The sequence below is a fragment of the Citrifermentans bremense genome (assembly GCF_014218275.1).
Taxonomy (GTDB): Bacteria; Desulfobacterota; Desulfuromonadia; order Geobacterales; family Geobacteraceae; genus Geomonas; species Geomonas pelophila.
Map to the genome: position 1 here is coordinate 2,154,099 of NZ_AP023213.1, position 15,030 is coordinate 2,169,128.

Annotated in this window: 9 protein-coding genes and 1 pseudogene; 5 read left to right on the forward strand and 5 right to left on the reverse strand. The window is 62.0% G+C overall.

All coding sequences use genetic code 11. The features are described from left to right. Nucleotides 1–73 precede the first annotated feature (73 nt). Both GEOBRER4_RS09595 and GEOBRER4_RS09600 read left to right on the forward strand, forming a co-directional pair. On the forward strand, nucleotides 74–3,586 hold the full coding sequence (locus GEOBRER4_RS09595) for a PAS domain S-box protein (protein ID WP_185245211.1): 3,513 nt from the start codon (nucleotides 74–76) through the stop codon (nucleotides 3,584–3,586). A 183-nt stretch (nucleotides 3,587–3,769) separates the two neighbouring features. Continuing rightward, on the forward strand, nucleotides 3,770–5,248 hold the full coding sequence (locus tag GEOBRER4_RS09600; protein WP_185245309.1) for an ammonia-forming cytochrome c nitrite reductase subunit c552: 1,479 nt from the start codon (nucleotides 3,770–3,772) through the stop codon (nucleotides 5,246–5,248). Nucleotides 5,249–5,489: 241 nt separating this feature from the next. Here GEOBRER4_RS09600 and GEOBRER4_RS09605 read toward each other — a convergent pair whose 3' ends face one another. The 3 genes from GEOBRER4_RS09605 to GEOBRER4_RS09615 form a co-directional block, all read right to left on the reverse strand. Then, nucleotides 5,490–6,875: a response regulator gene (locus GEOBRER4_RS09605; RefSeq protein WP_185245212.1), complete on the reverse strand. Its 1,386-nt coding sequence runs from the start codon at nucleotides 6,873–6,875 to the stop codon at nucleotides 5,490–5,492. 99 nt (nucleotides 6,876–6,974) lie between these two features. Then, entirely contained in the window at nucleotides 6,975–8,609 is a 1,635-nt protein-coding gene (locus GEOBRER4_RS09610; protein WP_185245213.1) for a methyl-accepting chemotaxis protein, read from the reverse strand. Between the two features lie 236 nt (nucleotides 8,610–8,845). Further along, nucleotides 8,846–10,210, reverse strand: a complete 1,365-nt coding sequence (locus GEOBRER4_RS09615; protein WP_185245214.1) for a sigma-54-dependent transcriptional regulator — start codon at nucleotides 10,208–10,210, stop codon at nucleotides 8,846–8,848. A 220-nt stretch (nucleotides 10,211–10,430) separates the two neighbouring features. Between GEOBRER4_RS09615 and GEOBRER4_RS09620 the strand changes: the two genes are divergently transcribed. Together GEOBRER4_RS09620 and GEOBRER4_RS09625 are read left to right on the forward strand one after the other, a co-directional pair. After that, nucleotides 10,431–11,438 carry a methyltransferase gene (locus GEOBRER4_RS09620; RefSeq protein ID WP_185245215.1) on the forward strand — a complete coding sequence of 336 codons (1,008 nt, stop codon included), beginning with the start codon at nucleotides 10,431–10,433 and terminating at the stop codon, nucleotides 11,436–11,438. A gap of 144 nt (nucleotides 11,439–11,582) precedes the next feature. Next, nucleotides 11,583–12,371: a DUF1499 domain-containing protein gene (locus GEOBRER4_RS09625; RefSeq protein ID WP_185245216.1), complete on the forward strand. Its 789-nt coding sequence runs from the start codon at nucleotides 11,583–11,585 to the stop codon at nucleotides 12,369–12,371. A 12-nt stretch (nucleotides 12,372–12,383) separates the two neighbouring features. On the opposite strand, the pseudogene GEOBRER4_RS20225 reads toward GEOBRER4_RS09625, so the two are convergent. Together GEOBRER4_RS20225 and GEOBRER4_RS09635 are read right to left on the reverse strand one after the other, a co-directional pair. Then, nucleotides 12,384–13,294 (reverse strand): annotated as a pseudogene (locus GEOBRER4_RS20225) (hypothetical protein). Nucleotides 13,295–13,447: 153 nt separating this feature from the next. Then, nucleotides 13,448–14,173 (reverse strand): hypothetical protein, encoded by a 726-nt coding sequence (locus tag GEOBRER4_RS09635; RefSeq protein ID WP_226377931.1) that lies wholly within the window; start codon nucleotides 14,171–14,173, stop codon nucleotides 13,448–13,450. A 376-nt stretch (nucleotides 14,174–14,549) separates the two neighbouring features. Between GEOBRER4_RS09635 and GEOBRER4_RS09640 the strand changes: the two genes are divergently transcribed. Beyond that, nucleotides 14,550–14,957, forward strand: coding sequence for a DNA/RNA non-specific endonuclease (locus GEOBRER4_RS09640; RefSeq protein ID WP_226377932.1), 408 nt, complete (start codon nucleotides 14,550–14,552; stop codon nucleotides 14,955–14,957). Nucleotides 14,958–15,030 lie beyond the last annotated feature (73 nt).

Sequence of the window (15,030 nt, forward strand, 5' to 3'; positions counted from 1 at the left end):
CCCGCTCCGCAGGCTGGTGTCGGTTGCCGGCCAGCCGCTATGACCTCCATCCTTACCACCAGGAACCTCGCCTATGAAAAGCGGTTGGCATCAGCAGGCGTTTTTGAAGAGGGCTTTGCTGCCGCTGGCCGCCTGGACCGTTTTCGTTGCGGTCCTTGCTGGAAGCAGCATCTTCCTGCACCACCAGGGGACACTGAAGGAGGCGGAAAACGAGGCCCGCGACTACTTCCGGCTCAACCTGGCCTACCGGACCTGGGGCTCGACGTTGGGAGGGGTCTATGCCAGGAGGGACAGGGTCCTGCCCAACCCGTACCTCAAGGTCCCGCAGCGCGATGTCCACACCACCGAAGGGGTCCCTCTCACCCTGGTGAACCCCGCCTACATGACCCGGATGGTGTTCGAAGAAATAGCCAGCTCCTCGCCGGACCCCGTCCTCAGCCGCCTGGTCAGCCTGAAGCCCCTCAACCCAAAGAACGCGCCCGACCCCTGGGAGCGCGAGTCTCTGATGCAGTTCGAGCAGGGGACCGCGCTCGAACGCTCCCAGGTGACTGAGATCAACGGCAAGCCTTACCTGCGCTTCATCTCCGCCTTCGCTACCGAAGATTCCTGCCTCAAATGCCATGCAGTCCAAGGGTACCGCAAGGGCGACCTGCGTGGCGGCATAGCCATATCCATTCCGCTCCAAGGGTATTTCCAGTCGGATTCCAAGACCAGGAGCGGGTTTGCCGCCGGGTTCCTGCTGCTTTGGGCCGTGGGAGGCGGGGGGATCGTGACCTCGGCCAGGCGCCGGCACGTTTACGAGGAGGAACTGCGCGCAGGCGAGGAGATGTTTCGCACCGTCTGCGACTGGACCCAGGATTGGGAGTACTGGATAGACCAGGAGGGGAAGCTGCGTTACGTCTCCCCCTCCTGCGTCGATGTCACCGGCTACACACCCGAAGAGTTCGCGGGGGACCAGGAACTGACGCGGCGCCTGGTTCATCCTGAAGACAGGGAGGCTATCTCAAACCACCTTGAATCTGGCGCGGCCGTCCCTCCCTGCTCCATCGAGTTCCGCATCGTCACCAAGAGCGGCGCCACCCGCTGGATCCACCACGCCTGCCGTCCGGTCTTTTCCGGCGGCAATTACCTTGGCCGCCGCGCCTCGAACCGCGACGTAACCGACCGAAAGATCGCGGAGCAGGAACTGGTCGTTCGAGCACAGCTCCTAAATTGCGTCAGCGATTCCGTCTTCGTCGTGAGCCTTGACGGCGAGATCCTGGAGGTGAACGAGGCGGCGTGGCGCACCCGCGGCTACCGCCGCGAAGAGATCCTGGGGATGAATTTCGCCGACCTGGTGAGCCCGCAGTACGCCGGCTCGTTTCCGGAGTGCCTGAGGCTGGTCGAGCTGCATCGCGAGGGTTTCCTGGAGACCGAGCACCGTTTGAAGGACGGCCGTGTGATCTCCGTTGAGATCAACAGCCACATAATAGATTACCGCGGGGAAAGCGCCGTCCTGAGCAGCGTGCGCGACGTCACCGAACGCAAGGAGGCGGTGCAGATCCTGCGCCGTTCCGAGCGCTTCAACGTGTCGCTGAACCGGATCTCCCAGGCTTTTCTCACCAGCAGCGACGAGCAGCAGATGTACCAGGAACTCCTGGTGGCGCTGCTCGAGGTGATGGACAGCCCTCATGGGCTGGTCGGGTGCCTGGACGATACCGGGGACCTGGTCCTCTCGGCCGCCTCCGTCGACGGCGACGGCCCGAAGCCTGCCCACGTCGTAATTCCCGAGTCCCGCTGGGGGGAGACGCTCTGGGGGGGCACCCTGCGCAGCGGGATTGCACGCTACTCGAACCTGCCGCAAGACCCGCCCGCCTGGCACTTCCCAATAGAACGCCTCCTTATCGTCCCCCTGGTCTACCAGGGGAAACCGAGGGCGCTTCTGATGGTCGCCAACCGCAAGGAGGATTACACGGAAGAGGACCTGCAGATGCTGCAGGGGATCGGCGCCCAGATCGCGCCGGTATTGAAGGCGAACCTCGACCAGCAGCAGGCCGTGGCGGCGTTGCGGGAGAACGAGAGCAGGCTGCAGATCATCTTCGACGTGATCCAGGCAGGGGTGATCGTGATCGACTATGCCGGAAAGGTGATCTTCGCCAACCAGCGCATGGCGGAGATGTTCGGCGTCACCATGCAGGAGCTCATCGGATCCGACTACTCCAGCCATGTGACTGCGGACCAGCGCCACTTGGCCGAGGCGTCGTTCAGGCTGCTTTTATCCGGAGAGCTTGAGTCCGCCCATTACGAGAGACATTACCTGCGCAAGGACGGCTCCCAGTTCTGGGGGTACCTGACCGGGCGCCGGCTGGTCGCCTCCGACGGCAGGCAAGCCGAACTGGTCGCCACCATCACCGACATGACCGAGCTTAAATCCGCCGAGGAGCAGCGCCACAGAAGCGAGCAGCAGATGCTGCACGTGCAAAAGCTGGAGAGCCTGGGTGTCCTGGCCGGCGGCATCGCCCACGATTTCAACAACATCCTCCTTGCGATAATGGGTAACACTAGCCTCGCCTTGCAACATGTAGAGTCCGGCTCGCCGCTGGAGCTGCACCTGCTGCAGATCGAAAAGGCCAGCGAGAAGGCGGCAGACCTGGCGCGCCAGATGCTGGCCTACTCTGGCAAGGGGCGCTTCGTCCTGGAAGCGCTGGACCTGAACCGGCTGGTTCAGGAGATGACCTCCATGCTCGAGGTCTCGCTGAGCAAGAAGGCCGCGCTTCGCTTCCACCTGGCCAAAGAGTTGCCGGTCATCGTCGCCGATCCCACCCAGATCCGGCAGATCATCATGAACCTCGCCATCAACGCCTCGGAGGCGATAGGCGACAAGCCCGGCGAGATCGCCATCGCCACCGGCTCACTTTTATGCGACCGCAGCTACCTTGCCGAGAACTGGATGGACGAGCATCTGCCAGAGGGGCGTTACGTCTATCTGGAGGTGACCGACAACGGTTGCGGCATGACCAGGGAGACGGTGGACAGGATCTTCGAACCTTTCTTCACCACCAAGTTCACCGGGCGCGGACTGGGGATGGCCGCGATACTGGGGATCGTGCGCGGGCACAAGGGGCTCATCAAGGTCTACAGCGAGCCTGGCAAGGGAAGCAGCTTCAAGATACTGCTCCCGGCCAGCGAGACCGTGGTGCAGCCCGCCCCCGCAGCCGGAACCTCTTTGGGATGGAAAGGGGCAGGTACGGTGCTTCTGGTCGACGACGAGGAGACTGTGCGCGACGTGGCGAGCGCGATGCTCAAGGAGCTCGGTTTCGAGGTCGTCGTGGCGGCGGACGGCCAGCAGGCGCTGGAGCTGTACCGCCTGCAAGGCGCTGGGATCGACCTGGTGCTGATGGATCTGAACATGCCAAACCTAAGCGGCGAAGAGGCCTTTCACGAGTTGCGCAAGATGGACGGGGGGGTGCAAGTGATCCTCTCCAGCGGTTTCAGCGAACAGGAGGTGACCCGCAAGTTTCTGGGGAAGGGGTTGAAGGGGTTCGTGCAGAAGCCTTACTCGCTGGCCGTACTGAGAACGGTGCTGAGCCAATCGATGTCGAAGTAGGCGTCATCCTCCCCCCGCGGTGCATGGAACGGCCATCACCATGCCCAGCCGGGCTTGCCTCCCCCCTTTTAAAACTTCCTCGATTAATTCCATTGGAAAAAACAGGTGGTAGACTCGAAAAGTCCTGCCGTCGCCGGCAAGGATAGCGGCAACCAACTCCAGTTGAAAAAGGGGGGTATCGACATGCTTGCAGGGTATGCGAAGAGATTGGGCGGCGCTGTTTTGGTCCTTTTGGCAGCAACTGCGCTCTGGAGCGGCTGCAGTCACAACAATGCGGATTCCAGGCAACCGGCGCAGATGACAGAGGAGCCGTTATCCCCCGCCGATGCCGCCATCGATCCGGCGCATTGGGGGAGGCTCTACCCGGTTCACTACCAGCAGTGGAAGCTCACCAGCGAGCCGACCCCGGCCGGCCTGAGCAAGTACAAAAGGGGGTTCGACGTCGGGGAGGAGCGCCGCGACAAACTGGACGAGTACCCTTTCCTGGCGCTTTTGTACAGCGGCTGGGGGTTCGGTGCCGAATACAACGAGCCGCGCGGGCATTACTACATGGTGCAGGACCAGCTTGAGGTCGATCCCGGCAGGCTCAAGGCCGGGGGCGCCTGTCTCACCTGTAAGACCCCGTATGCGCCGAAGCTGCAAAAGGAGATGGGGAGAGCCTACTTCGCGACTCCCTACAAGGAGGTGCTGGCCAGGCTCCCCAAGCAGAACCAGGCGCTTGGCGCTGCCTGCGTCGACTGCCATGACAACCAGGGGATGACCCTGAGGATCTCGCGCGACTTCACCCTGGGGAAGGCCCTCAGGCAGATCGGTATGGACCCCTCGAAGCTTACCCGGGAACAGAAGAAGACCCTGGTCTGCGCCCAGTGCCACGTGACCTACATGATCCCCAAGGACGAGGAGATGCACTCGACGGACGTGGTGTTCCCCTGGGCCGGGAGCAGGGAAGGGGGGATCCCCGTCGAGAATGTCATCAAGAACATCAAGAGTTCTCCTGCCAACCTGGAGTGGACCCAGGCGGTAACAGGATTCAAGCTCGGTTTCATCAGACACCCGGAGTACGAGTTCTACTCCAACGACAGCCCTCACTGGTCGGCGGGGGTCACCTGCGCCGACTGCCACATGCCGCTTATGAGCGTCAGCCACGAGACCCTGACCGACCACAGGATCATGAGCCCGCTTAAGGGGGCCATGACTGCGTGCGCGGGTTGCCACGAGGAGAAAGCGCCGGAGTTGAGGGCCAAGGTGATCGCGATACAGGACCGCTTCATCGCCAGCTACCTGAAGACCGGGTACGCGGTCGCCGCCGACGCGAAGCTCTTCGAGATGGCCAACAAGGCGAAGGCCGCCGGCAAACAGATCGACAGCCAGGTGTACGGCATAGCGCGGGAGAACTACGAGCAGGCTTTCTATCGCCTGATCTTCGTCGGCGCCGAGAACTCAACCGGTTTCCACAACCCCAAAGAGGGGATGAGGGTCGTAGAGGATGCCGCCCGCTACGCCGCCACCGCCGAGATGCACCTGCGCCAGATGCTGGCCAAGGCAGGGGAGCGGGTACCCGAACAGGTCGACCTGGAGCTTTCGAAGTACACCGGCAACCGTGGACAAAAGCACCTGAAGTTCAGGCCGGAACACGAGATCAAGGCTCCCATCGTTAAATAGGCTCTAAACGCTGACGACGCCTTCGCGGAACTCCCCGCGAAGGCGTCTTTTCTTTCAACCGCGCTCCATTCGCCCGCACTTCGTCAAGGCAAATCCCCTTGGACCCTTTCTCAAAAGTTCATCCCGGAATTGCGTGGTGTGACGTAGTTAACCACGAAGCGCTACGTGCGGCCTAACGTTCCCCCCTTTGCGAAGGGGGGACAGGGGAGATTTCGTACTGCGACCAAAAAAAGGCTGAAGCCTACTCACGCGGCGCATCCCCCTGCTCGCGCAGGTAGGCCAGCGCCCGGCTCAGTTCCGCCTGAAAGTCTTCCAGGAGAAGCTCCGCATCGTCATCCCCCTTAAGGGCCGACTCCAGCCGCACCGCGGCCCCGTGCAGGGGAAACGCCGCCAGGACGCCGGCCACCCCCTTCACCGAATGCGCGAGCCGGGAGGCTTCCTGCCGGTTCCCCAGGGCCAGCTCCCGCCGCACTTCCTCGCCGCGCGCGCCGTACTCCTGCCGGAACCTGGCGAGGAGGTCCCGGTATAGCTCCGCGTTCCCACCGGTCAACCGCACCCCCGCCTTGAAATCGACCGGGGTGACCCCAAGGGCAAATGCTGTAGCGCTCACCCCGGCGTCCCCCTTTTGAGCCGTTGTTTCCTCAGCCCCCTTCCCAAGCCACTGCGCGATGCAGCCGTAGAGGGAATCGGGGGTGAAAGGCTTGCAGAGGTGATCGTTCATCCCCGCGGCGAGGCTCGCCCTTACGTCGTGTCCCATCGCGTTGGCTGAGACCGCCAGTATGGGAAGTTCTGCCATCCCAGGCTTAGAGAGCTGGCGGATCTCGCGGGCCGCCGCCAGCCCGTCCATCACCGGCATCTGCACGTCCATCAGGACGAGGTCGAAGTCGCATCGCGCCACCAGCTCGACCGCTTCCGCACCGTTTTGCGCCAGGGTGACCGACAGGCCGCTCCGCTCCAGGAGCGCGCAGGCCACCTGCTGGTTGAAAGGGTTGTCCTCGGCAAGAAGCACCCGTTCGCCGTTGAAGCCGGGATGCCTGCGGCCTGGTCCCTTGGCCGCCTCGCTCCCAGTTGCCGCCGCGTCGCCGAAGGGGAGCCTGAAGTTGAAGGTATTGCCGAGCCCCGGTACGCCGTCACACCAGATCTCCCCTCCCAAAAGCGTCACCAGCGCCTTGCAGAGGGCAAGGCCCAGCCCCGGGCTGCTGTTGATGGCCTCGGCATCTAGCGCCCCGAGGTCCAGCGCAAGTTGCGCCTCTCCCTCCGCAGGTTCCCCGCTTCCGCAATCCTGCACCGCGAATGCCAGCGAGACCCCCCCCCGGTAGCGCTGGTGCACCGCTGCCGAAAACCCGATGTAGCCGTGCAGGGTGAGGGCAAGAGCGTTTTTGAGCAGGTTGTCCAGTATCAGCGACAGGCGCTTTGCGTCGCCGATCAGCAGGTTGGGGAGTTCCGGAGCCAGTTGCGCGCGCAACTCGATCCCCTTTCGCTCAGCCTGGAGGTGGTGGCGTAACAGCAGGTTCTCTATCACCTGCTGCGGCGAGAAGGGGGCCAGTTCGGTCCTGGCTTTTCCGGCAGATATACTGGCGAGTTCGAGGATCTCGTCAACAATAATGTGATGCTTTTCAGTGTCCATGGGCTTTTTCCTGTGCGGCGCTCTCTGCGGCCAACGCCCTCGCACTTTTCGGGTGGCAAAGGTCCCTGCTTGAGCAGAATGTGGTGTGGCGCTCTTACCCTAAGCCGCAAGCCTGAAGCGCCCGACCAGGGTCTGCAACTCCTCGGCCTGCCGGGCGAGCTGTGCGGCCGCACCGGCCGTTTCCTCGGCGCCGCTTGCAGTCTGCTGCACCACCTCGGTGATCTGCTGCAGGTTCGCGCTCACCTCCGTCGTGGTCGCCGTCTGCTGCTCGGCCGCGGTCGCGATCTGGCTCACCTGCAGCGACACCTCCTTGATGCATTCCAGGATCTCTTCCAGCGCCTCGCCCGATCTCTGTGAGGAATGCGCCCCCTCTTCGGCGACCCGCACCCCTTGGTCCATGGCGGTTACCGCCTCGCGGGTCTCTCCCTGGATGGCCTTTATCATCGCGCCGATCTCCCTGGTCGCCTTCGAGGTCCGCTCCGCCAGTGCCCGCACCTCGTCGGCCACGACCGCGAAACCTCGTCCCTGCTCGCCGGCCCGCGCCGCCTCGATGGCGGCGTTGAGCGCCAGGAGGTTGGTCTGGTCCGCTATATCCTCTATGGTGCCTACGATATCCCCGATCTGCTCCGAGCGCGCTCCGAGCGTCTCCACCGTCTTCGAGGTGTGGCGCACCCGCTCGGCGATCTCCTGCATCCCGGTGATGGTCTCCTGGACCACGCGCGCCCCGGCGTGGGCCGATTCGGTGGACTGGGTCGAGGCCTGAGCCGCGAGGGCGCAGTTCTTCGCGATCTCGGCGCTGGTGGCGGCCATCTCTTCGCTGCCGGTCGCCACGGTGCCGGTCTGGCAGGCGACCTCTTCCGCTCCGGTGGCGATCTGGGTGGAGGTCGAGTGCAACTGGGAGGAAGCTGAGGCGATGCCCGCCGAGATGTTCACCGTCTGCGACACGAGACCCCGCAGGCTTTGCACCATGTGCCCCATAGCCGCCAGGAGTTGCCCGGTTTCGTCGCTGGAAGCCGACTCAACTTCCACGGTGAGATCGCCGTCGGCGAGGCTATTGGCCACCTGCACCGCCTCTGCCAGGGGTCTTGTGATCATCCTGGTGATGGTGAAGGCGAGCGCCGCCGCCACCAGCACACCCAGGGCGAGGAGCGCCCCCATCAGGCGCATGGAGCTCTGCGCGATTTCCTGGTTCAGGTCAGCCGTGATCTGCCCCTGTTTTTCCTTGGAGGCGACCAGACGGTCCAGCAGCTCCTGTTCATGCAGAGCCGCCTTTCTGGCTTCTCCGTGCAAAAGGCGCGTGGCCTCGGCGCGACGGTTGGCTGCGTCCAGCTGTTGCACCTGGTCGATGAGCCCGGTGTACACGCTGCGCGCCTCCTTGAATTCCATGAAAAGCTCGCGCCCTTCGTCGCTGATGATATTTTTCTCGAACTCTGCGGCATGCTCGGTGACGGTCTGGCGCATCTTCTTCACGTTGTCCAGGTAGGCCTGGCGCTCCGCGGGGTCGGTCGACTCCAGGGCGTCGCGCAGGTTGATCCTTACCCTCTGGAAAGCGACCGACATGGCCCCGATGTCCCCCATCGGGACCGTGACTTTCCGGTATTGCTTGTCGCTTGCCTGGTTCAGCTTGTTGATCTGGATCATCCCGAAGCAGCCGATCGCTGCGGCTATCACAGTCACCAGGGCGAAACCCGCCGCGAGCTTAAACCCCACCTTCAGATTCCTGATTCCTCTCATTGTCCTCTCCTTGGCTGCCTTATTTAAAATCTCTCCCGGGTTCATCTCCATGACGCCGGGTGTCCCATGAGGGACAGTCCCGGCGGCTTCAACCCATAAGGAGCAGGAGCAGTGCCAAAGAGCGCAGTGACGGAAAATCAGGTGGTTTTGACGACTGGCTGGAAGAGGGTTGTCCCTTTAAGGGACACCTTGGGCGCAAAAGGGACAGTGCGGCTGCAGCAGGGGCAAAGAAGGTATCAGGAGCGGTAGAAGGCCTTTCGGTTCACCTTGAGGAGTTGCGCCGCCTTGGACTTGTTGCCGCCGCAGCGCTCCAGCGTCTGGGTGAGGATCAGCGTGGTGAGGGCGTCGAGAGAGAGCTCCTCCGGGGCAAGGGAGAGCCGGTAGCTGACCAGTCCCGGCGCCTCGGCCGCCGGGGTCGCCTCGCTGGAGGCCGCGCCGATCCCAAGGTGGGGGAGGGGGATAGGCCCGCCGTCGGTGAGGATGGCAGCGCGTTCCAGGCAGTTGCGCAGCTCACGCACGTTTCCGGGCCAGCGGTAGTTGAGCATCGCCTCCATCGCCTTGGGAGAGATCCCGGGAAGCTGTTTCCCAAGGTGCTGACGCAACTGCGCCAGGATGTGCTCGCAAAGAAGGGGAATGTCCTCCTTTCGCTCGCAAAGGGGTGGGATGCTGAGCGGGAAGACGTTCACCCTGTGGTAGAGGTCCTCGCGGAAGCGGCCGGCTGCGACCAGTTCGGCGAGGCTCTTGTTGGTGGCGACGATGACCCGGCAGTTCAGCGGGACCGGGCTGTTGCTCCCGATCCTCTCGAAGACCCGCTCCTGGAGGACGCGCAAGAGCTTGGCCTGGAGCGAAAGCGGCATGTCCCCGATCTCGTCGAGCAAGATGGTCCCGTTGCGGGCCAGGCTGAACTTGCCTTCGCGATCCCGGTCCGCCCCGGTGAACGCCCCGCGCACGTGACCGAAGAGCTCGCTTTCCATCAGATGCTCCGGGATGGCGGCGCAGTTCACGGCCACGAAGTCGGCGGGAAGCCCTTTGCCGGCGAAATGGATGGCACGGGCCAGGACCTCCTTGCCCGACCCGCTTTCGCCGTAGAGGGCCACGGTGGTCTTTCGGGCAGCGGCCACGCGGGAAGCGAGCTCCAGCATCTGCTTCATCTGCGGGTTCTCCGTGACGATGCTCTGGAAGGTGAAGCGCTCAGTGAGGAGCCCCTTTATCTGCTCGTTTTCCCTCACCATGTGGTGGTAGTCGAGAGCGCGCTGTATGGTCATGCGCAGGTCTTCAGGGTTGTAGGGCTTTTCCAGGTAGTCGTAGGCGCCGCGGCGCATCGCCTCCACCGCGCTTTCGACGCTGCCGTGCGCGGTGACCACGATGATGGGGACGCCGGGATGCCTTTTCCGCATCGCCTCTATCAGCTTCAGGCCGTCCATCTCGGGCATGACCAGGTCCGAAAGCACCAGGTCGACCTGGTGTTGCTCCAGTATGGAAAGCGCCTGCACACCGTCTGCTGCACTCAATGGGGAGAAGCCGGCTTCGGTCAGGTGTCGTTCCAGCAGGAAGCGGAAGAAGGCTTCGTCGTCGACGGCAAGTATTGTCGGGGTGGACATGCAGCTCGATCCTTTATCAGATGGTATGGCGACTCTCACAACGTATCGACAGATCCAGCCCAATGTTTAACCCTCAGTTGCCGTGACTTGCGCGCCACGGTTACATGCTGTATTTCAGTTGTCATTACTGGATGTTACTCCCGAACTGCCTTGACGGAGCCTCGGCGGCCGGGTAGACTTGCGTGCGTCAAACTTATTGATTTCTTTCGGGGAGGGAGTCGTGGAAAAAAAGAACTGGACCATAGCGGGACTTCTGGAGCTGTCAGGAAGCTACTGGAGCACCTGCGCGCTTCACGCGGGCGTCAAGCTCGACGTCTTCACCCAGCTGGACAACGGTCCCGTTCCCTCGGAAACCGTGGCTGCCAGGGTGAACTGCGACCGGCGCGGCCTTTCCATGCTGTTGCATGCACTGGTGGCGCTGGGACTTTTGGAAAAGCAGGGGGAGGCTTTCGCGGCCACACCCTTTGCCGCCAGCTATCTCTCCCGCAATTCACATGAATACCTGGGGCACATCATCATGCACCACCATCACCTGATGACGAGCTGGGCCAACCTGGACCAGGCTGTACGCACAGGGAAACCGGTCCGCGAGAGGGTTTCGCACGAGGACGTGGAGTCGTCGCGCGAAAGCTTCCTGATGGGGATGTTCAACCTCGCGATGCAGCTCGCGCCGCGGGTGGTGCCGCAGATCGACCTTTCCGGGCATCGCCGCCTGCTGGATATCGGAGGGGGACCCGGAACCTACGCCATCCATTTCTGCAGGCAAAATCCCGACCTCGAGGCCGTCATCTGCGACCTGCCGACCACCCGCAGTTTCGCCGAGAAGACGGTCGCGCACTTCGATCTCTCCGACCGTATCGGTTTCATTGACGTCGACTTCGAAAAGGAAGAACTGCCCGAAGGTTTCGACGTGGCATGGCTGTCCCACGTACTGCACGGGATAGGTCCGGACGCCTGCGATACCCTGCTGAAGAAGGCTGTGAAGGTGCTTGAGCCGGGTGGGCTGCTCCTTGTGCAGGAGTTCATCCTCGATGACACGAGGGACGCCCCGCTCTTCCCCGCGCTCTTCTCCTTGAACATGCTGCTCGGCACCCCCGAGGGGCAGTCGTACAGCGAGGGGGAGATCGTCGCCATGCTGCAAAAAGCCGGGGCCACCGACGTGCGCCGGCTGCAGATCCCGCTCCCCAACGGGGCCGGGATCATCGCGGGGACCAAAACCAGGGGCTAGGGGCTGGGGACTGGGGACTGGGGACTGGGGACTGGGGGCCATAGGGCCAAGGGCCAAGGGGCTGGAGGAGAACCCCTTGCCCTATGGGATTGGGGCAGGGGTGATGGAAACGCAGGGGTAGTGGGCTTTCACCGGGAGGGTTCCATGGAATACCAGGGGCATTCAAAGGACCAGATGCATCAGCCGATTCATTCCGCCCGCAGCACCTGGCTCGTGTTACCGCTTTTCGCCGCAGCCAGCGCCGTCATAGCCGTGATCCTGCTTTTGAGCTCCGGGCTCGGCTCCCGGGTCCATCTCTGGAACTTCCGGACCGGATTCGCGCTGATCAAGGCCTCCGGCTACATCGGTCTTGGCTGCGCCTTGCTGGCGCTTGTGTCCGGGTTCATCTCGATCCGGAAACGGCACGCCAAGGGAATCTTCCTTTCCCTGCTCGCCTTGATCCTTTCGCTTGCGGCCTTCGGGGTGCCGCTGTACTGGCAGACGCAGGCTAAGATCTATCCCCGCATCCACGACATCTCCACCGACCTGCAGCATCCTCCCACCTTCGTCGCCATCAGCACTGCCCGCGGCGCAGGGGTCCGCTACGAAGGGGCGGCGGTGGCGGCGCAGCAGCAAAAGGCGTATCCAGACCTGAAGACCGTGGTGCTCCCATATCCCAAGGAAGAGGCGTACAAGCTGGCGTTGCTGGCGGCGCGGGAGATGGGGTGGGACATCGTGGCGGAGCTGCCGGCCGAGGGGAAGATAGAGGCGACCGACACCACTAGGTGGTTCGGCTTCAAGGACGATATCGTGGTCCGGGTCCAGGCCGCGGGGAACCGTTCCCTGCTGGATGTGCGTTCCGTTTCCCGTGTGGGCATCAGCGACGTGGGCACCAATGCCAGGAGAATCCGGGTTTACCTGTCGAAGCTGGTCCCCGGAGGGGTGAAACCGTAAAAAAAAGGGGACTCAGTATCTGCCCAGGCGCAGATCCTTGTGGTAGCCCAGCTCATTCCACTTGATCCTGCCTTTTTCATGGCAGTCGATGCATCTCAAGGCCTGCTCCTTGGGCGCCACCATGTGGTTCAAGGACCAGACCATCGTCGTGTCGACCCATCCGTACTTCCCGCTGTACGGCTGCCCGGCAGCCTTCATCCCCGCCTCGATCGCCTTGTTCCAGTCGAAGTTCACCCAGTAGGCGCTCTCGCTGGTTGAGGGGCCGTAGAAGTTGACCACCGCGAGGGTGTTGTTTTCCACATCGTACGGCTGCTTCGCCTTCAGCACCTTGAACGGGTAGATCTTCGCCTCTGCGTCGTTCCGGCTCCCCCTGGGGTGGAAAGCCTCACCACTTCGGTCGGGTTGATCTTGTCGCCAATCAGGGCGCGCTCGACCGAGCCGTTGTACGACATGTAGGTGGGGACGAGGTTGTTGCCGAAGGTGAGATCGCCCTTCGTCTTGTCGTAGATCTTCTCGCCGCTTGCGTCCTTCTTCATTTCCTCGGGCTTGAGATCCCTGCCGGCCGTGGACCAGTCCCAGGAGATAACGGTCGGCTTCCCTTTGGCGTAGAACGGGATGTGGCAGGCCTGGCAGGCGACTCTGCCCCCGGGACCCTTTTTGTAGGTCAGGGTGGTTTCGTGGCAGACCAGGCAGTCGACGTTTTCAGGTTTGTAGAAATCGAAGGCGGCTCCCGACCAGCCGTAGCCTGCATGGCAGGTGGTGCATCCTTGCCAGTTGGAGGGGAGGGCGAAGCAGCCGTTGCTCCCTATGCCCTGTCCGGAGTTGAACGTGCCGGTGATAAACATGTGGGTTCCATCCAGCGCCAAGGCACGGGAGGCGTGAAAGGACAGCAGGGCAGCCAGCAAAAGAAGTCGCATCTTCATCGAAAAAGACCTCAGGATCGTTTGGTTAAGGTCTGACAGGACCCGGCGTCACCGGGCAGACGGGCAACCCGCGCACGACGTGCAACATTATAATTGATCAGAGGTATAGTTAATGAATTTTCGCCGTCACTACCCAGTTTTAGCTCTCATTAGTTACTCGCCGGGGAGGGGAGCGTGGGGCCTTGGGTTCCTTTCCTCCATCCAATTCATGACCGAAAAGGCCTGGTCCTCGCACAGGTACTGGTTCGAGTAGAGGTACACAGCCTTGGTCTCTGGGTGCACCAGCTTTCGTATGTCACTGAACTCCGGATGGTTCAGGACCCGCATGATGCATGGTTGCAGTGAAGCGGGGGGAATGCCGAAGACCCGGCTGGTGAAGGCGGTGACGTTGATCGGCCTGGGGTAGATTCTCGACTCCTCCCTCACCGTGTGCGCGATGGTGGTGCAGGTGTCGTTGACTGCAGTGCGGGCCAGCAGTACGGCGTATTTCTCCGTTATGTGCCGGTCGCAGTAGAGGTAGAGCGCGCCGCTGCAGGCCGAAACGGATTTTATGTCACCGAAACAGTCCTGGGCGTGCATCTCGTTCAGGATGGAGCAGATCTTGACCGTGCGCATATCAGGCCACAGCGCGTAGATCGTATGCAGCGGCGTGAGGGCGATGGTAAGTCGGGAGTCGCGACGTATTTTCTCAGCGATGACGTGCTTCATCTCTTCGATGCGTCCCTTGGCCTCGGCGTCGCTTGCCGACATGTGCGCCAGGGAGTAGAAAAAAATCTGGCGTGAAGAGGTCACGATGGACTTGATGTCCCGGTAGCCGTCGTCAAAGGGGAGCCCCGACTGCAAGGTTTTCAGGACTCGGTCAGGGAGGTCTTTTGTCAATACAGTTAATGCCTGGCCTGGAGTCAAGGAGCGATGCCTTTTCGAATTGCTTCTGACAGTTTGGGCGAACCTGGCAGCTACTTCGGCAATCTCCACCGCGTCCGCGGCGTCACTTGCAGTCATTGCCTCCGGCTGTTCTGTCGCAGCCGTCTCAAATCCCTGGTGCATAGTCACGATCACCTCGTGTCATAGTATTAGAAATCACCAACCAAAGATCCTATGATAGTGCATTTTTCATCTATGTAAACCTCCCTCGTTTTTTTTGGAGGCTGATCCACACCGACCAGATAATGTTGCACCGCTCATGCTACTCCTGCTACACTGCGCGCCTCTCAGCACCCGGCTTGGGCCGGCACACCCTTTCCCTGGTGGTTTCATGCGTCGTCTATGTCTTCACTCCCTGTTGCTGGTATTTTTCACTGCTGCTTCCGTCCTCGCAGGTCCCCTCGAAGACTGCCGGGAGTACACCGTTTTCGGCGTTCCTGGAACCTCGGGGGATCTGCTCTGTCGCAAGGGATTCCTGCTTTCGCACGACGCAACGCGCAAGACCCCGGCCTGGGTTGTTGAGCGCATGACGAGGGAGCGGCTCAAGTCGGTCCTGAAGCGTTCCGACCGTTTCAAGCCGGACGCGGAGCTTCCCAAAGGGGCGCGGGCTGAACTCTCGGATTACAAGGGGTCGGGGTACGACAGGGGACATGTCGAAAACCCGGTTCAAAATATACTTTTATTTCAATCACGGGCTTTTCACTTGAGTTGCTATACTCCTCGCGACATACTCATGTGATAGAGGACGTTATAAGGCTGATAAAGGGTAAGTGAAGGATGTAGCGACTCCCATTCCGCGCATTTGGGTAAAA